The 21,752-nt window shown below is 46.7% G+C and carries 17 protein-coding genes; 13 read left to right on the top strand and 4 right to left on the bottom strand.

Annotation, left to right across the window (positions count from 1 at the left end):
- Positions 1-157: 157 nt before the first annotated feature.
- From RCH83_RS11455 to RCH83_RS11445, 3 genes are all read left to right on the top strand, one after another.
- The gene (locus RCH83_RS11455) at positions 158-1,315 is read left to right on the top strand and encodes a DUF547 domain-containing protein (RefSeq protein WP_306522135.1); all 1,158 of its coding nucleotides are present in this window, start codon (positions 158-160) and stop codon (positions 1,313-1,315) included.
- 176 nt (positions 1,316-1,491) lie between these two features.
- Complete coding sequence (locus tag RCH83_RS11450; RefSeq protein ID WP_306522133.1) at positions 1,492-2,688, top strand: DUF547 domain-containing protein; 1,197 nt, start codon at positions 1,492-1,494, stop codon at positions 2,686-2,688.
- Positions 2,689-2,965: 277 nt separating this feature from the next.
- Positions 2,966-4,027: a DUF547 domain-containing protein gene (locus RCH83_RS11445; RefSeq protein WP_306522131.1), complete on the top strand. Its 1,062-nt coding sequence runs from the start codon at positions 2,966-2,968 to the stop codon at positions 4,025-4,027.
- Positions 4,028-4,064: 37 nt separating this feature from the next.
- Here the strand turns inward: RCH83_RS11445 and ppx are convergent, their stop codons facing one another.
- From ppx to RCH83_RS11430, 3 genes are all read right to left on the bottom strand, one after another.
- The gene (ppx, locus tag RCH83_RS11440; protein ID WP_306522129.1) at positions 4,065-5,600 is read right to left on the bottom strand and encodes an exopolyphosphatase; all 1,536 of its coding nucleotides are present in this window, start codon (positions 5,598-5,600) and stop codon (positions 4,065-4,067) included.
- Positions 5,597-7,714 carry a polyphosphate kinase 1 gene (gene ppk1 / locus RCH83_RS11435; RefSeq protein ID WP_306522127.1) on the bottom strand — a complete coding sequence of 706 codons (2,118 nt, stop codon included), beginning with the start codon at positions 7,712-7,714 and terminating at the stop codon, positions 5,597-5,599. The genes ppx and ppk1 overlap by 4 nt, the downstream gene beginning before the upstream one ends.
- Positions 7,715-7,819: 105 nt before the next feature.
- Positions 7,820-8,326 carry a glycine cleavage system protein R gene (locus tag RCH83_RS11430; protein WP_306522124.1) on the bottom strand — a complete coding sequence of 169 codons (507 nt, stop codon included), beginning with the start codon at positions 8,324-8,326 and terminating at the stop codon, positions 7,820-7,822.
- A gap of 323 nt (positions 8,327-8,649) precedes the next feature.
- On the opposite strand from RCH83_RS11430, the gene RCH83_RS11425 reads away from it, so the two are divergent.
- From RCH83_RS11425 to RCH83_RS11390, 8 genes are all read left to right on the top strand, one after another.
- The gene (locus RCH83_RS11425; RefSeq protein WP_306522207.1) at positions 8,650-9,612 is read left to right on the top strand and encodes a PstS family phosphate ABC transporter substrate-binding protein; all 963 of its coding nucleotides are present in this window, start codon (positions 8,650-8,652) and stop codon (positions 9,610-9,612) included.
- Between the two features lie 336 nt (positions 9,613-9,948).
- Positions 9,949-12,240: an ABC transporter permease subunit gene (locus RCH83_RS11420; RefSeq protein WP_306522122.1), complete on the top strand. Its 2,292-nt coding sequence runs from the start codon at positions 9,949-9,951 to the stop codon at positions 12,238-12,240.
- Between the two features lie 14 nt (positions 12,241-12,254).
- Complete coding sequence (gene pstA, locus RCH83_RS11415; protein WP_306522120.1) at positions 12,255-13,916, top strand: phosphate ABC transporter permease PstA; 1,662 nt, start codon at positions 12,255-12,257, stop codon at positions 13,914-13,916.
- Between the two features lie 98 nt (positions 13,917-14,014).
- Complete coding sequence (gene pstB, locus RCH83_RS11410; protein WP_373689767.1) at positions 14,015-14,821, top strand: phosphate ABC transporter ATP-binding protein PstB; 807 nt, start codon at positions 14,015-14,017, stop codon at positions 14,819-14,821.
- Positions 14,822-14,853: 32 nt separating this feature from the next.
- Complete coding sequence (gene phoU, locus RCH83_RS11405) at positions 14,854-15,564, top strand: phosphate signaling complex protein PhoU (RefSeq protein WP_296296102.1); 711 nt, start codon at positions 14,854-14,856, stop codon at positions 15,562-15,564.
- A gap of 178 nt (positions 15,565-15,742) precedes the next feature.
- A complete protein-coding gene (locus tag RCH83_RS11400) occupies positions 15,743-16,417 on the top strand; it encodes a TIGR00153 family protein (protein ID WP_306522117.1) in 675 nt (224 codons plus the stop codon).
- A gap of 19 nt (positions 16,418-16,436) precedes the next feature.
- Positions 16,437-17,708, top strand: coding sequence for an inorganic phosphate transporter (locus RCH83_RS11395; RefSeq protein WP_306522115.1), 1,272 nt, complete (start codon positions 16,437-16,439; stop codon positions 17,706-17,708).
- A 217-nt stretch (positions 17,709-17,925) separates the two neighbouring features.
- A complete protein-coding gene (locus RCH83_RS11390) occupies positions 17,926-18,840 on the top strand; it encodes a hydrogen peroxide-inducible genes activator (protein ID WP_306522113.1) in 915 nt (304 codons plus the stop codon).
- Between the two features lie 36 nt (positions 18,841-18,876).
- Here RCH83_RS11390 and RCH83_RS11385 read toward each other — a convergent pair whose 3' ends face one another.
- Positions 18,877-19,101 carry a hypothetical protein gene (locus tag RCH83_RS11385; protein ID WP_306522111.1) on the bottom strand — a complete coding sequence of 75 codons (225 nt, stop codon included), beginning with the start codon at positions 19,099-19,101 and terminating at the stop codon, positions 18,877-18,879.
- Positions 19,102-19,333: 232 nt separating this feature from the next.
- On the opposite strand from RCH83_RS11385, the gene queA reads away from it, so the two are divergent.
- Both queA and tgt read left to right on the top strand, forming a co-directional pair.
- Positions 19,334-20,368 carry a tRNA preQ1(34) S-adenosylmethionine ribosyltransferase-isomerase QueA gene (gene queA / locus RCH83_RS11380; protein WP_306522109.1) on the top strand — a complete coding sequence of 345 codons (1,035 nt, stop codon included), beginning with the start codon at positions 19,334-19,336 and terminating at the stop codon, positions 20,366-20,368.
- A gap of 134 nt (positions 20,369-20,502) precedes the next feature.
- Entirely contained in the window at positions 20,503-21,651 is a 1,149-nt protein-coding gene (tgt, locus tag RCH83_RS11375) for a tRNA guanosine(34) transglycosylase Tgt (protein WP_306522107.1), read from the top strand.
- Positions 21,652-21,752 lie beyond the last annotated feature (101 nt).

Here is a 21,752-nt window from a genome sequence, read left to right as displayed (position 1 = left end):
CTTGCTGTTGTTTATCAGAAAAGAAGATATTCGTTTTAACTTTGTTGCCAGACTTTGGGTTGACTTTACGTTTTCATAACAATATGTTGGTGTTTTGGCGGGCCTCACCCGGGCTATGGGATGGCAGGCATGGATCACAGATATTTCAGGAGAAGGTATGGAACACCACAAAATCAGCGGCACTCTGGTACTTGGCTTATTGTTATGGATGCAGGCACCTGTTGCCGCAAGCCCTTTACCAGCCAGTTTTATCGGTGCAACTGCAGAATCAAAAATACAAATCAGCTATGACGATCTGGATGCATTGTTGCGTGCAGCAGTATTACCGGCTGGCCCTGCCAACCGCGATTTTGCTGCCGCTGATGAGCCAGGAGTCAATAGCAGGATCAGAAATCAGCGCAACGTTCTGACTCATATGAGTGCTGCACGGTTTCAGTATGAAGGATTTCGTCATAACGAAAAAATGCGTCAGTTGGTAAAGCGTATCCGTGCTGAACTCAGTGCCATTCCGGACGAAATAGCCCTGAATGAACTGACCAAAGATGAACAACTGGCCTACTGGCTGAATTTATACAATATCACTGTACTGGATGAACTGATCCAGCGTTACCCACAACGTAACCTGCAACAACTGATGCTGGCAGAAGATGGCCTGTTACAGCAGCCATTGTTAACTATTAGCGGTATCAAGCTCAGCCTTGATGACATTCAGTTTAAAGTGCTGCCGGCCCAGTTTGGTCTGGAGCCAAAACTGTTGTACGGTTTGTATCAGGGATATATTGGCAGCCCCAGTATCAGCAGCCGTGCTTATACCGGTGCCAATGTGCAGGCCTTATTGCAACAACAGGCGACTGAGTTTATTCAGTCGAACCGAGGTACTTATCCGGGTATTGGCGGCAGTTTCAGGGTGTCGGGTTTTTATCAGCGTTCAGCGTCTTATTTTCCGGATTTTCAGGCTGATTTAACGGCGCATCTTGCGGCTTTTTTACCGGCAACAGAAAAAGAACAACTGCAGCAGGCGACTGAACTCAAAGCCGATATTACCGATTATTCGGTGACGGATTTATATGGCACGCTGCGGCAGGCCGGTGGTGGCGCTGCAACTTCGGATGCGGCTTTGTTAGATTCTGCAGCAAGTACTATTGAAATTGCCGGCTCGCAGCGTGCAGTCAGCCATCTGTCGCCAGCGCAAATTAAACAGCTGCAACAGCTGAATTTGCGACGTTTAAAAGAGGGTGGAAATGTCACAGTGACAGATTTGCCTGAAACACAACAAAAAACCAATGCAGAAACAGACAACAAAACCCGGAAATAACAACAGCACTTGCGATGCTGTGCTGCTGTTGATATTTTCTGTTGTTGGTACAGTTAACAACCTGACGGGGGCAAAAGTGCCCACTGTCGGGGAGTCTGGCGGGAAAGTATAAACGGCAGTGTTGAGGTCGCCGTATACAAGATGATCAAACACCAGAAAATACGGGGAGACTTTTTATGCACAAGTTCACCAAAACGCTGATTGCCGTTGGCTTCAGTGCCTTGTTGGCAACACCGGTCTGGGCGCAGACAGCCCCTTTGCCAGAGTCCTTTTTTGCAGAAACGGCAGATTCAACTTTTAGCATTAATTATGATGATTTAGACGCTGTGCTGCAGGCTTCAGTGTTATCCAGTGGTTTACCAAGCCGGAAAAAAGCTACGGCCAGCTCGGCGGCAACGGGCACCCGGATGAAAAACAACAGCAATACGTTAACCGCAGCGTCCGGTAACAGATTTTCGTTTGAAGAGTATAAAAATAACGCCCAAATGCGGCAGATTGTCAGCAATATCCGCAACAGTTTGCAGAACCTGCCGTCCGAAGCCCAGCTGTCAGATTTTTCCAACAAAGAGCAACTGGCCTATTGGCTGAACCTGTATAACATCACAGTGATAGACGAAATTATTCAAGTGTATCCACGTAAAAATCTGCAAGATTTTGTTGTGGGCGAAGACGGTTTATTACAGCGGAAGTTATTGAAAGTTGCCGGTGTTGAGCTGAGTTTAAATGATATTCAGTTTGAAATTCTGCAGAAAAAATTTCCTGATCAACCACAGATCATCTATGGCCTGTATCAGGGTTATATTGGTAGCCCCAGCATTCGTGCCCGCGCTTATACCGCAGCCAATGTGTCGCGTATGTTAAATATGAACGCCAATGAATTTATCAACTCCAACCGTGGTACTTATCCTGTTGGGAAAGATGGGTTCAGGGTGGCTGGTTTTTATCAGCGTAATGCCAGTTATTTCCCGAATTTTCATCAGGATTTAAAAAACCATTTGCTGGAATATCTGCACGAAGACGACAAAGCAGCGTTGGAACAAACGGCTGAACTGACCGCCAATATTGAAGACTGGAGCATTACCGATATTTACGGTACCACCCGTAATTTTGGTGGTGGTGCTGCCAATAACTCAGCTGCGTTATTGGATGCTTTTGCCCAGGGGCCGGATAGAGGACCAGACAACAATGAAGTGGCCAATATTGGTTTAATGGCTGACACTCTGGCCAGCCGCTCTGTTACTTATGGCCGCTTTGCACCGGATCAGGCGTTAAAAATTAAAGAGTTACAACTGCGCCGTGCCAATCAGGCAGGTGCTGTGACTGTGACGGATCTGGAATCAGACGAGAAGAAAAAAGACGAAAACAAAGAATAACAAGAAGTAAAGTTCAAAGGGCAGCATCGCTGCCCTTTGATTTTTTAAAGGGAAACTGCCGCTTAAAATGGCTGGTGCATAAAGACTCAGATAGGCCTAATGTCGTTGAACAGTGGCTGGGTAATAAAAAAAAACAACAAATACAGGGACAGATTTAATGTTTAATCTTAGAAAAACACTGATTGCTGTGGCTTTGTGCTCCATGCTGACAGCCCCAGCCTTTGCTCAACCGGCCGCTTTACCAGCGTCGTTTTTTACTGAAACTGCAGATTCTGTTTTGACTATTAATTACGATGATTTAGATGCGGTGCTGCAAACTTCGGTGTTATCCGCTGGCTTACCCAGCAGGAAAAAGGCCGCAATCACTAATGCGTCTATCGGTACTCTGCTAAAAAACAATCATAATCCGCTAACCGCAATGGCTGGCAACAGATTTTCGTTTGAAGAGTATAAAAATAATGCCCAAATGCGGCAGATTGTCAGCAATATCCGCAACAGTTTGCAGAAACTGCCGTCCGAAGCCCAGCTGTCAGATTTTTCCAATAAAGAGCAACTGGCCTATTGGCTGAACCTGTATAACATCACAGTGATCGACGAAATTATTCAAGTGTATCCACTTAAAAATCTGCAAGATTTTGTTGTCGGTGAGGGCGGTTTATTACAACGGAAGTTATTGAAAGTTGCCGGTGTTGAGCTGAGTTTAAATGATATCCAGTTTGAAATTCTGCAGAAAAAATTTCCGGATCAACCACAGATCATCTATGGCCTGTATCAGGGTTATATTGGTAGCCCCAGTATTCGTGCCCGCGCTTATAGCGCAGCCAATGTGTCGCGTATGTTGAATATGAACGCTCATGAATTTATCAACTCAAACCGTGGTACTTATCCTGTTGGGAAAGATGGGTTCAGGGTTGCCGGTTTTTATCAGCGTAGTGCCAGCTATTTCCCTGATTTTCAACAGGATTTAAAAGAACATTTACTGAAGTATCTGAATGCTGAAGACAAAGCTGCACTGGAACGAAACTCAGAGCTGATTGCCAGTATTGAAGATTGGAGTGTGACTGATATTTTTGGTACCACCCGCAGGTTTGGTGGTGGTGCAGCGACCAACACGGCCGCCTTGTTGGATGCCTTTACTTCGGCAGGCGGGGGCGAAGTGGCAAATGTGGGTATGTTGGCAGAATCGGTGATGGACAAATCCGCAGATTATGGCCGCTTTGCACCGGATCAGGTGTTAAAAATTAAAGAGTTACAACTGCGCCGCGCCAATCAGGCAGGTGCAGTGACTGTGACAGATCTGGGATCAGAAGAGCAGAAAAAAGACGAAAACAAAGAATAATATAAGGCAGTTTGAACAGGGCAACAGCGTTGCCCTGTTATTCTTCCAGCAAGGTTTGTCTAAGGCCAGGGCACTGCAGTTCAATGCCAAGCGTGGCTAAATGTTCTTTTTCTGCCAGTAAATCCGCCGCCAGCACACTTTGTTGCAGATACCATTGCTGCGGAATTTGTAGCTCCAGCTGATTTGCTCTGGCACTGAGTTTGAATTCAGGCACCACATCATCCCGGCGTTTTTGATTAAATAAAATGGCAAGACGAAATAACGCCAGCGCCTGATACACCTGTTGGCTCTGGAATAAATAAAAAGGCGGGAATTTATCACTTTTAATTTTGCGTCTGTGAAACCGCACCAGGCAAGCCAACAACTGTTGTTGTTCCTGATTAAAACCGGGCAGGCTGGTGTTTGACAGAATATAAGCACTGTGGCGCTGCACACTGGACGAATTAATTTGCAGGCCAGTTTCATACAAAGTGGCGGCCCAGCCAAGCAATTGTGGCCATTCACCGTCAAGCTGCCAGTCTTGTTGCACCTGAGCGTGCAACATCAACACTGTGTTTTTCACCCGTTCGGCTTGTTCTGTGTCTATGGCATAACGTTTCACTAAACTGGCTACGGTATGGCTGCGGATATCCTGATGCTGCAGCCGGTCGCTCATCTCGTACAACACCCCTTCGCGAAGTGCGGCATCCACATACAACATCTGGTCAATATTCAGCATATTAAAAGCGGCAATTAAAATAGCGAGGCCGGGGCACAGCAGTTGTTTGCGGTCTTCGGTCAGGCCTGGTAAATCCAGTTCATCACAGTTTTCATGCGCCAGTGCCAGCTGTTTGATTTTTTCCAGATGCACAAGCTCAATACAATGTGGATGCCAGCCAAGGCCGCTGATAATGTCTTTAATGGTTTTGATGGTGCCTGAAGTGCCCACCACCTGCTGCCAGCCGGTGCTTTTGTAATTGTTAACAATGTTTTCCAGCTCTTGTTCGGCCTGAATAATGGCGCGTTCAAAACGTTTTTCGCTGATTTTACCTTTGGCAAAAAACTGTCTGGCATAACTGACGCAACCCATATTACGGCTGGCCAGACGCAGTGGCTGAAAGTCTAACCCTATGGCAAATTCGGTACTGCCACCACCAATGTCCATCACCAGACGCTGACCGGCATAATGTTCAAAATGCGCCACACCCTGATAAATAAAACGGGCTTCTTCCTGACCTGAAATCACTTCAATTGGAAAGGGGAATACCGCTTTGGCTTTGTGTAAAAAGTTGTTGGCATTTTTGGCGCGGCGCAAAGTGTAAGTAGCTATAACCCGCACCGAAGCCGGCGGCACGCCCTGTAAAGTGTCGGCAAATTGTTTCAACACCAGCAGGCCACGGTTCATCGCCTCTTCACTCAGCAGCAAATGTTCATCCAGACCATCTGCCAGCTGTACTTTTTGTTTTTCCCGGTGCAATAACTGCAAAGCGCCATCCATGATACGTGCTATCACCAGATGGAAACTGTTGGAGCCTAAGTCAACTGCAGCAATAAGTTCGGCTGCAGCAATTGCACTGGGTGTTAACTGGGTCATGGTTCTGCCTGAATCGTCGGACCAAACTGCTGACTGGCCAGATAATCATAAATGGCCTGTTGCGAGCGGATGTTCTTTTTATTGCCCCGTTTGACGTAGGCATTCTGTTGTGACTGGTCAATGATACGGGCTTTCACGTTGTCGTGCCATTGCAAATCAAGGATTGTCATTATTTGCTGTTTAATACGGGAGTCGTAAATAGGCACACCTACTTCAACCCGCTGGTCAATATTACGGGTCATCCAGTCGGCTGACGACAGGTATAAATCGATGTCTCCACCATTGTGGAACTGATACACCCGAGCATGTTCAAGGTATCTGTCGAGCACACTGATCACTTTAATATTGTGACTTTTACCCGCAATGCCGGGCACTAACGAACACATACCCCGGATGATCATGCGGATTTTCACCCCGGCCTGACTGGCTTTGTAGAGTAAATCTACTATCTCGTTATCGACCAGATTATTAATTTTCAGCAGAATTTCCGCTTTGCGACCACTGACGGCAAAGTTGATTTCCCGTTGAATCAGCGCCGTTAACTTAGTACGGCTCCAGGTAGGGGAGACGATTAAGTGGTTAAATTGGAAGGGTTTATAGCTGTATTCAATAAACTCAAAGACCTGATCCACTTCATCACAAATTTCCGGGTGACAGGTAAACAAACTCATATCGGTATAAATACGGGCGGTTTTTTCATTAAAGTTGCCGGTGCCAATATGGGCGTATTTAACAATTTTGCCTTTTTCCTGCCGGTTGATTAAACAAAGTTTGGAGTGAATTTTTAAGGTGGTCAGGCCAAACACCACCTGAATGCCGGCCTGAGTCATTCTTCTTGCCCAATGAATATTGTTTTCTTCATCAAAACGGGCTTTCAGTTCCACCACCACTGTCACTTTTTTGCCGTTGCGCACCGCATCCAGCAACGAATGAATCACGCGGGAGTTTTTGGCCACCCGGTACATGGTCATTTTGATGGCGGTCACTTTAGGGTCAAAAGATGCCTGCCTTACCCATTCAGTAAAATAAGTAAAATTGTGATAAGGGTAATGCAGCAGCACATCGTTGCTGCGAATGGCATCAAAAGTGGTGGTGTGTTGTTCAAAATCCGGGCTTGGCAAAGGCGGCAGCGGTGGATATTCCAGGCTGGCGTGGCCAATATTCGGGAAGCTGATAAAGTCTTTAAAATTGCGGTAACGTGAACCCGGAATAAGGGAGTCAAAAGAGCTGGCGCCCAGCTGCTTTTTCAGAATTTTCAGCATATGTTCCGGCATAGTGGCGTCATACACCAGCCGTACCGGTTCAGATTCCAGCCGCTGACGAATGCCTCTGGACATTTTATCTAACAGGCTTTGATCCAGGGTGTCACTTAAATTGTATTCGGCGTCTTTGGTTAGTTTGAGTGAAAAAGCCTGAATATCACAAAATTCAAAAAAACCACGAAATAAGTCGTGCAGGCAATGAATGATTAAATCATCCAGCATCATAAACTGATGGCGGTAACGGCCGCGCTTTTTGGTTTTATTTAAATAAATCGGCAGTTCAATAAAACGTGACACTTCTTCAGTGGGCACCTGCACTATGGCGTATTCAGCTTTATTGGCGCCTGTCATTTCCACCATCAGATAAGTGGCGTTGTCTTCTAACCTTTTGGACAGCTTTAAATCTTCATTCGACAACAAAATAGGCGAAATATGCCGAAGCACCCGCTCACGGAAATAAGTGCGTACCCAGGCCGACTGGGATTCGTTCAGTTTATGCTGGTCGATAAACTCAATATTGTGTTTGCGCAGTTCCAGCAACAAAGTTTGATAAATACCATTAAATTTGTCGCCAAGGCGCAACACATGGCGCTGAATATCCAGCATCAGTTGTTCGGCATCTTCTTCATCAGCCTGGTATTTTTTTAATAAGATCCGTCTTTTAACGTCTGCCACCCGTACCCGGTAGAACTCGTCCATGTTATTGGAATAAATACCCAAAAACCTCAGCCGTTCAATCAGCGGATTGCGTTCGTCAGCTGCTTCCTGCAGCACACGTTCATTAAAGGCTAACCAGCTCAGTTCTTTGGGGAAATAATGCAATTCAGTTACTGTCTGTTGTTGTGCATTCATAAGGTGACCATCATCCGCAGGGGTAGCGGCACTCTATGGCAGTTTGATGAAAGTTTTATGAACAAGATAGCCGCGCCGGGCTACCTTGTCCTTTATATTGTTGTATTAATGCAGATTTTCGACGTCAACCACCACATCTGAAGCGATGGCTTCTAAAGCCCGCACCACTTCGTCTTTATTCAGACCTTCCGGCAGTTCAACAGTGGCAATGGCGTTAAACAGTGGCACACCCCAGTTCGGTGCACTTTGTTTTGAACTTTCAAAATGAATAATGTTGGTGCCTTTGTGTTTAATCACCGATGATAGTTCCCTTACTATGCCTGGCCTATCGTTGCCGGTGATGACAAATTTCAGCAGCTTGTGTTCATTCACTTTAGATTCTATGCCCTGATGGATTTTGACATCCAGTTCCTGCATGGTTTCCAGGGCCTGAGTTAAGGCAGCGGCATGCTCCTCTGCCACTTCAACCTGCAGAATACCGGCAAAATAACCGCCCAGATGGCTGAGGTTGCTGGCGGTCCAGTTGCCGTGGTGGCCGTTAATAATAGTGGCTAACTGTTCAACCAAACCTGCTTTATCTTTACCAATCAGTGTCAGAACCAACTGCTTCATAGCGCAATTCCTTGTTTTAAGTCGTACATCATTCACAAACTTGTTGTTGTAGTTTTAACTGCTTAGCGCTGGTATGTCCAGCGCCTGGAGCGGCATTAGTCGCAAACAGCCGCTGATTTTCAGCCAGCGGAAACTATAGACCCTCGGCATAAAAACACAATATAACCAAAGGGAACAAAAAGCAGAAAATCGGCAATTAGTCATAATAGTGTCATATTAGATTCTTATGATTGTCACATTCAGTTCTTAAGATGATATCGATTCGAACCTAAGGCCAATGCCTGATTTCGCCAACAGAGGACAACATAGTGAAAGCTTTGAATATGTTAACTACCGCAACTTTGGTTGCAGCTACTTTATCTTTTAGTGTTGCCGCCAATAGCAAGGTTGACCCGTTGCTGCCTGAATATCAGAAAGCCAGCGGTGTGTCGGGTAATATTTCCAGCATTGGTTCTGACACTTTAAATAACCTGATGACTTTATGGGCAGAGGATTACCGCAAGGTGTATCCAAACGTCAATATTCAAATTCAGGGTGCAGGCTCTTCTACAGCACCAACTGCTTTAACTGAAGGCACGGCCAACTTCGGCCCTATGAGCCGTTCGATGAAACCTTCTGAAATTCAGGCTTTTGAAGCTAAATATGGTTACAAACCAACAGCGGTGCCTGTTGCTATCGACTTATTGGCTGTTTATGTCAATAAAGATAACCCAATCAAAGGTTTAACCATTGCTGAGGTGGACGCCATTTTCTCTGCAACCCGTCGTTGTGCTTATAAAGAAGACGTGACACGTTGGGGTCAGCTGGGTTTAACAGGTGCATGGGCCAACCGTGATTTTACTGTGTACAGCCGTAACGCAGTGTCTGGTACTTACGGTTATTTTAAAGAGCACGCTTTATGTAACGGTGACTTTAAAGCCAGCATCAACGAACAGCCAGGTTCTGCTTCGGTAGTGCAGGGTGTCAGTGAGTCGATTAACGGTATTGGTTATTCAGGCATTGGTTATATCACCTCTGGTGTACGTGCTTTACCTCTGGCGAAAAAAGCCGGCGAGCCTTTTGTTGAAGCGACTGCAGATCATGCTTTAGACGGTAAATACCCGCTGTCGCGTTTCCTCTACGTTTATGTAAACAAACATCCAAACAAAGAGTTAGCGCCAATGGAGCGTGAGTTTGTCAAGATGGTGTTGTCAAAACGTGGTCAGGAAATTGTGGTACGTGACGGTTATGTACCAGTGCCAAACAAAGTTGCAGCTAAAGTGCTGGCCGACCTCGGCATTAAATAAACAGCACCTTGTGCCGGGCGCTACCGCCTTTGTCACAATAAACTGCAGATGAAAAACAACAAAGGCGCCTTCAGGTGCCTTTGTTGGTTGTGGGGGGAGCCTACATCACTGAGTGACGTGGCGCTGTTATCAACCTTAATCTTGCTCTATGTCTTTGCTTTAATAGGGTTAAAGTGTTTTTTCAAACTTTGGCTTTCGCAAAAATATCCCCAACTTTTATCAGGGTTTCTGACATTTTTGTGTCAGTAGTATGACAAAAGTGCACTATGTAATATTTCTGACATATTTCTACTCTATAGTTTGCAGCATCCTAAAGTCAGAAGTGGATGTGCAACAATGCAACCTAACCAAGCCAGTTCAACTACAGCGGCGCAGTCCGATATTCGTTCTTTGCTGCCCAGTGGTGAACGCCGCGCCCGGTTACGCCGTTGGCGTAGTCTGAAAGATAAAATGTCCCGTTATGGCATCGCTTTTGCCGGTATCAGTGTGGTACTGGCCTTTGCCACTATTTTTGTTTACCTGTTTTCTGAAGTGGGACCGATTTTTTCATCGGCGTCCACCGAACAGCAACAGTCTTATCAAAGCCCTGAAAAAGAACCGCTTTTTGCCAATCTTGAGCGTTATGGTGAAGTGGGTCTGGTTGCAAACAAAAACGGCGAACTGCAGTTTTTTAATGCACAAACCGGGGTGGTAAATCAAAAACTGCAACTGGCCTTGCCAGAAGGCGCCAGCATCAGCAGCTTCTCCCGTGGTGAACCCCGCTCAGGCATTATTGCTTTTGGTTTGTCCAATGGTCAGGTGCTGGTGGCAAAACACGAATACAACTTAAGTTACCCTAATGATAAAAGGCAAATAGTGCCGGTGGTGACTTATCCACTGGGTGAAGCGCCGCTGCAGCTGGACGCCAAACAGCAGGCCATTTTATCGCTGGCGGTGCAGGAAGGCCCATCGGGCACTGCTATTACCGCTTTTACTGCCGATGGCCGTTTGTCTTACAACCTGTTTGAAGCCAAAACCGAGTTTTTAACCGGTGAAACCACGCTGGAACGTAGTGAATATCAGCTGCCGGATGCGCCAAAAACAGTGTTAAAAATGCTGGTCGATACCACATTACAAAATCTGTTTGTGGCTGACACCCAAGGCAATATTCATTATTACGATATTCGCGACCCAGCGTCTGCACGTTATGTCGAAGCCATCAGCGCGGCCAAATCAGGCCAGACAGTCACAGCTTTAGAGTTCCTCGTTGGCTCAGTGTCGCTGATTGCCGGCAGCAGTGACGGCGCTTTAAGCCAGTGGTTTTTAGTGCGGGACGAACACAATAACTTTCACTTAAAACATATCCGTGATTTTGAGCAGCATCCGGCGGCCATTGTGCAGATTGAACCTGAATATTCACGTAAAGGTTTTATGGCCATTGATGCTAAAGGTTTTGTTGGCATTCACTACGGTACTTCTGCCCGTACTTTAATGCTGGAGCCTTTGGGTGATGAGCTGCAACCTGCGCGTATTGCCATTTCACCTATTAACCAGAGTTTTCTGGCTTTTGATAAAAACGGCAGCATTGTGCATTTTGCGCTCGATAATGCCCATCCGGACGTCAGCTGGAAAGCGATGTGGAATGAAGTCTGGTACGAAGGCCGTGGTGAAAAAGATTATATCTGGCAGGCTTCATCAGGCTCTGATGAATTTGAAGCAAAAATGAGTTTAGTGCCGCTGGCTTTGGGCACGTTAAAAGCAGCGCTTTTTGCCATGTTATTTGCCACGCCGCTGGCGGTGATGAGTGCGTTATATACCGCTTATTTTATGACGCCAGCACTGCGCGGTAAGGTCAAACCCACCATCGAAATTATGGCGGCTTTACCTACAGTAATTCTTGGTTTCCTGGCTGGTTTATGGCTGGCACCTTTTATTGAAAATTACTTAAGCGCCATTTTTGCCATTCTGTTGTTATTGCCGCCTTTAATGATTGTTGCCGCTTATTTATGGCGTTTTATGCCTGCGGCTGTGCGCAACAAATTAGGCCTTGGCTGGGAAGTGGCCATTTTAATTCCGGTGATTGTGCTCTTTATCTGGTTATGTGTGAGTTTAAGCCCGGCAGTGGACGCGATGTTTTTTAATGGCAGCCTGCGCCAGTGGTTTACCGACAACGGCATTACTTATGATCAACGGAACGCACTGGTGGTCGGTATCGCCATGGGTTTTGCCGTGATTCCGAATATCTTTTCTATTGCCGAAGATGCGGTATTTAACGTGCCACGTCATTTAACCCAGGGCAGTCTGGCGCTGGGTGCTACCCCATGGCAAACCATGCTTGGTGTGGTATTGCCAACGGCAAGCCCGGGTATTTTTGCTGCTGTAATGGTGGGTTTTGGCCGCGCAGTGGGTGAAACCATGATAGTGCTAATGGCTACAGGCAACAGCCCTGTGGTGAACTTTAACCTGTTTGAAGGCATGCGCACCTTGTCGGCCAATATCGCGGTTGAATTGCCAGAAACCGCAGTCGGCAGCACACATTTCAGGGTGTTGTTCCTGGCGGCTCTGGTGCTGTTTGTGTTCACTTTTATGTTTAATACGCTGGCCGAAGTGATACGCCAACGTCTGCGTCAACGCTTCAGTAATCTGTAACGGGGATTTTTACAATGAGAGCATGGTTTAAAACAGGAACCCCGTGGATTTGGTTAAACGCCGGTGCCATCGCCTTATGTCTGGTGATGGTGATTGGCGTGCTGAGTCTGATAGCGGTGCAGGGTGGCAGTCATTTTTGGCCAGCCGATTTACAGACAGTACAGCTGAAAAAGGCTGAGGGTGAACCACAGACTTTATTGGCAGAGCTGGTACGCACTGAAGAAGTCAGTGCAGTGGTGCTGCGCGAGTCGGGTTTAACTCTGGACAGCAAAGCCGAATATTTACAACGGCATTTACTGAAAGTGGGCAACCGCGATATTTATGGCCGTGATTTTGCCTGGTATCTGGCCGATGATTTAAGCGGCTGGACAGTGGACAACAATGCCACTGTGATTGAAAGGCGCGAGTGGGGTAACTTTTATGGTTTCCCGCAGCAGCTGCTGGAAGCTGACAAAGTGGTCGCTGAAGGTGCGGCAGTTTGGCCAGAGCTGGTTAAGCGTATCGCCCGTGCCAACGCTATTTTTGAGCAAATCAGCGATATTGAAAAAGGTGATATTGGCCGTATCAACAAAGGCCTGGAGCAACTGCGGTTAAACGAGCGCAGGCTGGAAATTGACGGTGCTGATAAAGCCGCTATCGAAGCTTACCGCGCACAATCTGCGGCGGACCGTGCTGCGCTGGATGCTGAATATGCCGAGCTGCAAAAGCAGCTGGAGCAACTTTATGCCGAAGCTAAACGCGACACCCTGGTGGCCACTTCAGCTGAAGGCAAAGAACTGAAAATCAGTCTGGGCAATATAGTGCATGCCCATCAGCCGAACGCCATGTCGTTGCTGGATAAGTCTGTGCATTATGTTGGTGCTGTCTGGAGCTTCTTAACCGAAGATCCACGCGAAGCCAACACTGAAGGCGGTATTTTCCCGGCTATTTTCGGCACCATCACTATGGTGATCCTGATGTCGATTATTGTCACGCCTTTTGGTGTGCTGGCGGCCATTTACCTGCGTGAATATGCCAAAGACGGCCCGCTGCTGCGTATTATCCGGATTTCGGTGTACAACTTAGCTGGTGTACCTTCGATAGTGTATGGCGTTTTTGGTCTGGGCTTTTTTGTCTACATTCTGGGCGGCAATATCGACCAGCTGTTTTATGCCGAGTCTTTACCTTCACCAACCTTTGGTACCCCTGGTTTATTCTGGGCTTCATTAACACTGGCGTTATTAACCTTGCCAGTGGTGATAGTGTCGACCGAAGAAGGTTTGTCGCGTATTCCAAGCACTATCCGCATGGGCAGTCTGGCACTTGGCGCCACTAAGTCTGAAACTTTATGGAAAGTGGTAGTGCCGCTGGCAACACCGGCCATGATGACGGGACTTATTTTATCTATCGCCCGTGCTGCCGGTGAAGTTGCCCCTTTAATGCTGGTGGGTGTTGTCAAACTTGCGCCGACTTTACCGGTAGACGGTAACTTCCCATTTGTGCATTTAGATCAAAAAATCATGCACTTAGGCTTCCATGTTTATGATGTAGGTTTCCAGAGCCCGAACGTTGAAGCCTCAAGACCCTTGCTGTATGCAACTGCTTTGGTGCTGGTGCTGCTGATTGTGGTGCTGAATATGGCGGCTATTCACCTTCGCAATAAATTGCGGGAGAAATACCGCAGCGAGTCGGACTAGAAAACATTTAACAACAGAGTTGGCAGCGTTTCACGCTGCCGCAGCTGGCGGTGAAACCGCCCAAACACAGAATTTTTGCAGCATAAGAGTAGCGGGTTATGAGTCAACAGCAGATGCAAATGAATGATGCCGAACTGAATTTGGCAGATGAAAAAATCAAATTAGAAGTCAACGATTTACGCTTGTATTACGGCGATTCGCTGGCACTGAAAAACATTAACCTGCAAATCCCGGAAAAACGCGTCACCGCTTTTATCGGCCCTTCAGGTTGTGGTAAATCCACTTTGTTACGTTGTTTTAACCGCATGAACGACCTGGTGGATATTTGCCGTATTGAAGGCAAAATCCTGATGGATGGCCAGAACATTTATGACAAAAATGTCGATGTCGCAGAGCTGCGCCGTCAGGTGGGTATGGTGTTTCAAAAACCTAACCCATTCCCAAAAACCATTTATGAAAACGTCGCTTATGGCCTGCGCCTGCAAGGTGTCAAAGATCGCCGTGTGCTGGATGAAGTGGTAGAAACTTCACTGAAAGGCGCCGCCCTTTGGAACGAAGTAAAAGACCGTCTGCATGACAACGCTTTTGGTTTGTCCGGTGGTCAGCAACAACGTCTGGTGATTGCCCGTGCTATTGCCATTGAACCTGAAGTGTTATTGCTGGATGAACCTGCTTCAGCACTTGACCCTATTTCAACCTTAAAAATTGAAGAGCTGATTTACGAGCTGAAAGACAAATACACCATCGTCATTGTTACCCACAATATGCAGCAGGCGGCCCGGGTGTCGGACTATACTGCCTTTATGTATATGGGTGATTTAATTGAATTTGATGCCACCAACAAGATGTTTACCAATCCATCGCAACAGCAGACTGAAGATTACATCACAGGTCGTTTTGGTTAAGCGTTCAGGGTTTTGATAAAGAGGAATTGATGATGGATAAGTTAAATCTGACAAAACACATCTCCAGCCAGTTTAATGAAGAAATTGAACAAATTCGTAACCATGTGATGGCGATGGGTGGCTTGATTGAACAACAGCTGTCAGACGCTCTGACCGCTATAGCACAAAACAATGCAGAGCTGGCGCAGCAGGTGATTGCCACCGACTTAAAAGTGAATGAGTGGGAAATCCGTATTGACGGTGAATGCACCCGTATTATTGCCAAACGCCAGCCGGCAGCCAGCGATTTACGCTTGATTATGGCCATTATCAAAGCCATTTCTGACTTAGAACGTATTGGTGATGAAGCCGAGCGTATTGCCAAAGTGGCGCTGGAATCATTTAGCAGTGCCCAGCAGGATTTGCTGGTGAATCTGGAAAATATGGGCCGCCATGTCGCGCAGATGTTACACGACGTGCTGGATGCTTTTGCCCGGATGGACGTGGAAGCGGCACTGGCTGTTTATAAAGAAGATAAAAAAGTAGACCGTGAATATGAAGCCATTACCCGTCAGCTGATGACTTATATGATGGAAGACCCACGTTCTATTCCCAAAATTATGAACGTTTTATGGTCGGCCCGTTCGCTGGAACGTATTGGTGATCGCTGCAAAAACGTGGCTGAATATGTGATTTCTTTTGTCAAAGGCAAAGATGTACGTCACAGCGACGAAGACAGTCTGGAGCAAAACGCCCGTAGTTAAGTGGCAGGGGTTGAGAAGCTTTGTCGCTTAATCAGAAAAATACACGGCAAATCAGCCAGTCCTGACTAATATTCAGGCTGGCTTTTGTATTTTTGCAGCAGAATTCGTTTTTATTCACGACCTGATGCAGTACAATGCGCGCCGACTTTCGTCCATTCAAAAACCAAGAGGCAAACTTATGCCAAGTGCATTTTTAGCTGTTTTTGCTAAATCACCGATCAAACCGATCGAAGAGCATATTCGCAAAGTATTATTAGCAAGCGAGCAATTATTACCCTTTTTTGCTGCTGTATATAACAAAGACTGGGATAAAGCAGCGGAAGTCAGGAAGACGATAGTGGCGCTGGAAAAAGACGCCGACAAATTAAAACGGGATATTCGTATTCATTTGCCACGTGGTTTGTTTTTACCTGTGGATCGCACCGATATTCTGGAGCTGGTGTCACAACAAGATAAAATTGCCAACAAAGCCAAAGACATCACAGGTCGGGTATTAGGCCGTGAGTTAGAAATTCCTGCGCCTATTCAGGCCGAATTTCACGCTTATCTGCAACGTTGTATCGACGCAGTGGCGCTGGCTTGTGAAGCCATCAACGAATTAGACGAACTGCTGGAAACCGGTTTCCGTGGCCGTGAAGTGGATTTGGTGATCAAAATGGTCGAAAAAATCGACGAGATTGAACACGACACTGACCAGATGCAGATCAGTCTGCGTAAATTCGTCCGCAAAGCAGAAACTGAGTTAAACCCGGTTGATGTGATGTTCCTGTACCGCACTCTGGAATGGGTTGGCGACTTAGCCGACACTGCACTGCGTGTTGGTTCACGTCTTGAAATCATGTTAGCTCGTTAATTCTCAGGGTAGTTAAATCATGGAATTATTGTCTCAATACGGCTTTTATTTGCTGATTGCAGCCGCTTTATTCGGCTTTTTTATGGCTTATGGTGTTGGTGCAAACGATGTTGCCAATGCAATGGGTACTTCAGTTGGCTCTAAAGCTTTAACTTTAAAACAAGCGTTAATTGTTGCTGCTGTGTTTGAAGCGGCAGGTGCCTGGTTAGCAGGCGGTGAAGTTACGTCCACTATCCGCAGTGGCATTGTAGACGCAGCTGCTTTTGCACCTGTGCCCGAACTGCTGGTGTACGGCATGATAGCCTCATTGTTGGCGGCTGGTACCTGGCTGTTAGTGGCTTCGTATTTTGGTTGGCCTGTGTCGACCACTCACTCCATTGTTGGCGCCATTATTGGTTTTGCTGCTGTGGGTGTTGGTATGGAGTATGTGCACTGGGATGAAGTCGGCGGTATTGTCGGTAGCTGGGTGGTCACCCCCATGTTATCCGGTATTCTGGCGTTTTTAATCTTTATGAGTGCACAGAGGCTGATATTTGATACTGAAAACCCGTTAGCCGCTGCCAAAAAGTATGTGCCTTTTTACATGTTTTTTGCCGCTTTTATTATGGCTTATGTGACAGTTTCAAAAGGTCTGAAACACGTTGGTCTTACTTTAACTTCATCTGAAGGTTTGTGGTTGTGTGTTGCTATTGCCGTTACTGTTGCAGTGATTGGTAAAATTGCCATTAGCCGGCTGAAAATTGATCCGGATGCCGACAAAGAGATGCATTTTAACAACGTGGAAAAAATCTTCGGTATTCTGATGATTTTCACTGCTTGTTGTATGGCTTTTGCCCACGGCTCTAACGATGTGGCTAACGCTATTGGTCCTCTGGCTGCAGTGGTTGGTATTATCCAGTCTGGTGGTCAGATCCTGGATAAAGTGGCGCTGGACTGGTGGATTTTACCTTTGGGTGCAATAGGTATTGTGATTGGTCTGGCGACTTTAGGTGCCAAGGTTATTCAAACCATCGGTGAAAATATTACCCACCTGACACCAAGCCGTGGTTTTGCTGCTGAAATTGCCGCGGCCAGCACTGTGGTTATTTCTTCAGGTTTAGGTTTACCAATTTCTACCACTCAAACGCTGGTTGGTGCCGTGTTAGGTGTGGGTTTGGCTCGTGGTATTGCCGCACTGAATTTAGGTGTGATCCGTAACATCTTTATTTCCTGGGTAGTGACTTTACCAATTGGCGCTTTCCTGTCGATTGTGTTTTTCTACATCATCAAAACCATTATGGGCATGCTGTAATTTAAGTCCTTGCCAAAATTGCCGCTGCCTTTTTGGCAAAGTGGTTTTCCTGACTATAAAAACCCGCTTAGGCGGGTTTTTATTTTTGGTGGCATGGCACTCAGATCATCATTGCTTTAGCAAAAGCTGAACTTTCACTTGCTGCCATCGCGCTTATCCACTAGCATCATTTCATCGTAATTACAGGTAAGAATCTTTCTTTTTAACGGATTTAATGATGAAACGATTGCCCAGTATTAAACAACTGCAATACCTGCTCGCTTTGCACGAACATCAGCATTTTGGCCGCGCCGCTGACGCCTGTTATATAGGGCAATCTACCTTAAGTGCCGCCATTGCCAATCTGGAAGAAACCATGAATGCGCAGTTGCTGGAGCGCGACCATAAAACCTTTATTTTCACCCCTTTGGGTGAAGATGTAGTGCGTCAGGCCCGTTACATTATTGAACAATGTGAAGAACTTACCGATTTTGCCCGTCATCAGGGTAAACCTATGACAGGGCCGTTCCGGCTGGGTTGTATTCCAACTATTGCCCCTTTTGTATTAAGTGAAGTGATGGCTTTGTGCCGCGAGCGTTACCCGGATTTACAGCTGCTGTTGCGGGAAGACACCTCAGATAATTCTTTACATGCGCTGGCTGAAGGCCGGCTGGATATGGTATTGCTGGCTTTGCCTTATGAAACAGGCGCTTTGCATACTGAAGTGCTGGGGCAGGATAGTTTTAAGCTGGTTTTGCATAAAGACTGGTTGGATCGCGGCTTTCAAAACGATATCAGTCAGTGGCCGGATGAAAGTATTTTTTTACTGGAGCGCGAACATTGCCTGACCAACCATGCGGTAAAAGCCTGTGAGCTGGAGGATTCGCGCAAAGTGAACCCATTTTTTGCCACCAGCCTGCATACCCTGACGCAGATGGTGAATAACAAACTGGGTGTCACTTTTATGCCACAAATGGCCATTAACAGTGGTTTGCTTGATGGCACTGAACTCATCAGTCAGGCGCCTTCTGCAGCAGGGGCTTATCGTGATATTGGTGTGGCCTGGCGGCCGACATCTACCAAAGCACGTAGTTATCGTATGATGGCAACCTTAATTGCTGAAGTGTTACAACAAAAATGTGCTGAGCATTAAGCTCAGCACATTGTTAATCTAATGGTATAAACGATGTCAGGGGCGTTGCCGGTGTTTACTAAAATACACCTGGTGCAGATGGGCATTTTTATCCGGTAACAAATACAGCAGTATTAAAGAGAAAAAGTTCAGCAGTGGCACCAGACCCAACAACGCAAACAACCAGGGCAGATAACCTTTCTCCTGCGCCAGCTGATGGCAATACCAGCTTAAAATTAATAAACTGCAACCAAATAACCAGATAGTAAACCAAAGTTCCATTTTTACCCTCAATCACCGGCATCCTGCCGTTTTTTTAACTGTCGCCAGTATAGTCTGGCTTTGCACCGCTGAAAAATAAAAATAACAAAAAATAAGCATTTACTGATAAACGCTGATGTTGTTCGGTTTTTTGTCACATTTATCGGGGCAAATGGCTGGTTTGAGTTCAGCGGCAAAGCTCAGTACAATGGCGCCCCTTTTTTATAGTTTGTCAGTAAAGCGGACTAAGCCCATGTTAAGAACCGATTTTAGTTTTGAGCTGCCAGAGCAGTTGATTGCCCGTTTCCCACAACCCGAACGTTCTGCCAGCCGGCTGCTGCGGTTAAACCGGCACAGTGGTGAACTGTCCCACCATAAATTCAGCGATATGCTTGCTGCGGTAAATCCTGGCGATTTGCTGGTATTTAACAACACCCGGGTGATCCCGGCGCGGCTGTTTGGTCAAAAAGCCTCTGGCGGCAAAATTGAAGTGCTGGTGGAGCGTATTCTGGATGAACAACGTTTTTTGGCCCATGTGCGTGCCAGCAAAGCACCTAAAGCCGGAGCTTTACTCATTCTGGAAAATGACGCCGAAGTAGAGATGGTGCAACGTCAGGGTGAATTGTTTGAGCTCAGAGTCACAGGCGAAGAGCCTGTGCTTGCCATGCTGGAACGGCTGGGTCATATGCCATTGCCACCTTATATCGACAGACCGGACAGCGCCGCTGACCGTGAGCGTTATCAGACGGTGTATAACGAAAAACCCGGAGCAGTAGCAGCGCCTACAGCAGGCCTGCATTTTGATGAGCCGCTTTTGGCTGCACTGAAAGCCAAAGGGGTAGAGTTTGCTTTTGTCACTTTGCACGTAGGCGCCGGTACTTTTCAGCCGGTGCGGGTCGATAACGTACTTGAACATCAGATGCATGCTGAATATATCGAAGTGCCGGATGACGTTGTTGCAGCGGTAAAAGCCTGTAAAGCGCGTGGCAATAAAGTGATTGCTGTTGGCACCACTTCAGTGCGTTCGCTGGAGTCTGCGGCACAAATTGCCAAAAACAACGGCAAAGAACTGGAAGCATACAGTGGGGACACCCGGATTTTTATTTACCCCGGTTATCAGTTTGCTGTAGTGGATGGCTTGATCACCAACTTTCATTTGCCGGAATCTACGCTGATTATGCTGGTATCTGCATTTAGCTCCCGCGATTTTGTAATGAACGCCTATCAAACTGCGATCAAAGAGCAATATCGTTTTTATTCTTATGGCGATGCCATGCTCATTCTGTAATTTTCAGGCGAAACCTTAGCCTGCAAAGCCTTAGAGATCGACGCTTGCAAGGGTAGGGTTCGCCATTTCTTTCTGCTACAATCGGGCGGATTTTTGACAAGCGCTGGACTGTTTTTCCGGCCAAAGAGGTTTTAGTGAAATTTGAATTATTAACGACCGACGGCAAAGCCCGTCGTGGCCGTATGGTCTTTGACCGTGGTGTGGTAGAAACCCCGGCTTTTATGCCGGTGGGTACATATGGCACAGTCAAAGGCATGACACCGGAAGAGCTGGAAGCGACAGGCGCGCAGATTTGCCTTGGCAATACCTTCCACCTGATGTTACGCCCTGGCACCGAAATTATTAAAAAACACGGCGACCTGCATGATTTTATGCAGTGGCAAAAACCTATTCTGACTGACTCTGGTGGTTTTCAGGTATTTAGCCTGGGTGAACTGCGTAAAATTAAAGAAGAAGGTGTGACTTTCCGTTCACCGCTCAACGGTGAAAAAATCTTTTTAACACCGGAAAAATCCATGGAAGTTCAGGCCGCGCTTGGCTCTGACATAGTGATGATTTTTGACGAGTGTACGCCATACCCTGCCACGGAAAAACAAGCGAAAAAGTCGATGGAAATGAGTCTGCGCTGGGCAAAACGCAGCAAAGATGCGCATGGCGACAACCCTTCTGCACTTTTTGGCATTATTCAGGGCGGCATGTATCCAAACCTGCGGGATGTGTCATTGCAGGGCCTGGAAGACATAGGTTTTGATGGTTATGCCATTGGCGGTTTGTCGGTGGGTGAACCTAAACATGAAATGATCAAAATTCTGAATCACACCGCTGATCAAATGCCGGCGCATAAACCCCGTTACCTGATGGGCGTGGGTAAACCTGAAGATTTAGTTGAAGGTGTGCGCCGTGGTATTGATATGTTCGATTGTGTGATGCCAACCCGTAACGCCCGTAACGGTCATTTGTTTGTGCAAACTGGTGTGGTGAAAATCCGCAATGCCAAATACAAAGACGATGTGACGCCATTGGACGCAGAATGTGATTGTTACACTTGTAAAAATTACACTCGGTCATATTTACATCATCTGGACCGTTGCAACGAAATTCTGGGTGCCAGGCTGAACACCATCCACAACCTGCGGCATTATCAAATTTTGATGCAAGGTTTACGGGATGCAATTGCAGCAGGTAAGCTGGACGCCTTTGTGGCAGACTTCTACCAAAAACGTGGTTTGGACGTGCCAGCGCTTGATGCACTGCCGCCGATGCCGGCCACTGAACAAGCATAAAAAATTTAAGTTTTTTAATTTAAGGGGACAACCATGAGTTTATTTATTTCCAACGCTTACGCCCAAACTGCACCAACTGGCCAAGCTGGCCCAGGTGGCGG

Origin of the sequence: Rheinheimera sp., assembly GCF_030824435.1 — a bacterium.
GTDB lineage: Bacteria > Pseudomonadota > Gammaproteobacteria > Enterobacterales > Alteromonadaceae > Pararheinheimera.
Note: the sequence above shows the minus strand (reverse complement) of the source record. Positions and strands in the feature narration are given on the sequence as shown.

Excerpts from the sequence above, each read along its gene's own strand:
- RCH83_RS11455 (WP_306522135.1), top strand. The coding sequence starts at position 158 with ATGGAACACCACAAAATCAGCGGCACTCTGGTACTTGGCTTATTGTTA.
- RCH83_RS11450 (WP_306522133.1), top strand. The coding sequence starts at position 1,492 with ATGCACAAGTTCACCAAAACGCTGATTGCCGTTGGCTTCAGTGCCTTG.
- ppx (WP_306522129.1), bottom strand. The coding sequence starts at position 5,600 with ATGACCCAGTTAACACCCAGTGCAATTGCTGCAGCCGAACTTATTGCT.
- ppk1 (WP_306522127.1), bottom strand. The coding sequence starts at position 7,714 with ATGAATGCACAACAACAGACAGTAACTGAATTGCATTATTTCCCCAAA.
- RCH83_RS11430 (WP_306522124.1), bottom strand. The coding sequence starts at position 8,326 with ATGAAGCAGTTGGTTCTGACACTGATTGGTAAAGATAAAGCAGGTTTG.
- RCH83_RS11425 (WP_306522207.1), top strand. The coding sequence starts at position 8,650 with ATGTTAACTACCGCAACTTTGGTTGCAGCTACTTTATCTTTTAGTGTT.
- RCH83_RS11420 (WP_306522122.1), top strand. The coding sequence starts at position 9,949 with ATGCAACCTAACCAAGCCAGTTCAACTACAGCGGCGCAGTCCGATATT.
- pstA (WP_306522120.1), top strand. The coding sequence starts at position 12,255 with ATGAGAGCATGGTTTAAAACAGGAACCCCGTGGATTTGGTTAAACGCC.
- pstB (WP_373689767.1), top strand. The coding sequence starts at position 14,015 with ATGAGTCAACAGCAGATGCAAATGAATGATGCCGAACTGAATTTGGCA.
- phoU (WP_296296102.1), top strand. The coding sequence starts at position 14,854 with ATGGATAAGTTAAATCTGACAAAACACATCTCCAGCCAGTTTAATGAA.
- RCH83_RS11400 (WP_306522117.1), top strand. The coding sequence starts at position 15,743 with ATGCCAAGTGCATTTTTAGCTGTTTTTGCTAAATCACCGATCAAACCG.
- RCH83_RS11395 (WP_306522115.1), top strand. The coding sequence starts at position 16,437 with ATGGAATTATTGTCTCAATACGGCTTTTATTTGCTGATTGCAGCCGCT.
- RCH83_RS11390 (WP_306522113.1), top strand. The coding sequence starts at position 17,926 with ATGAAACGATTGCCCAGTATTAAACAACTGCAATACCTGCTCGCTTTG.
- RCH83_RS11385 (WP_306522111.1), bottom strand. The coding sequence starts at position 19,101 with ATGGAACTTTGGTTTACTATCTGGTTATTTGGTTGCAGTTTATTAATT.
- queA (WP_306522109.1), top strand. The coding sequence starts at position 19,334 with ATGTTAAGAACCGATTTTAGTTTTGAGCTGCCAGAGCAGTTGATTGCC.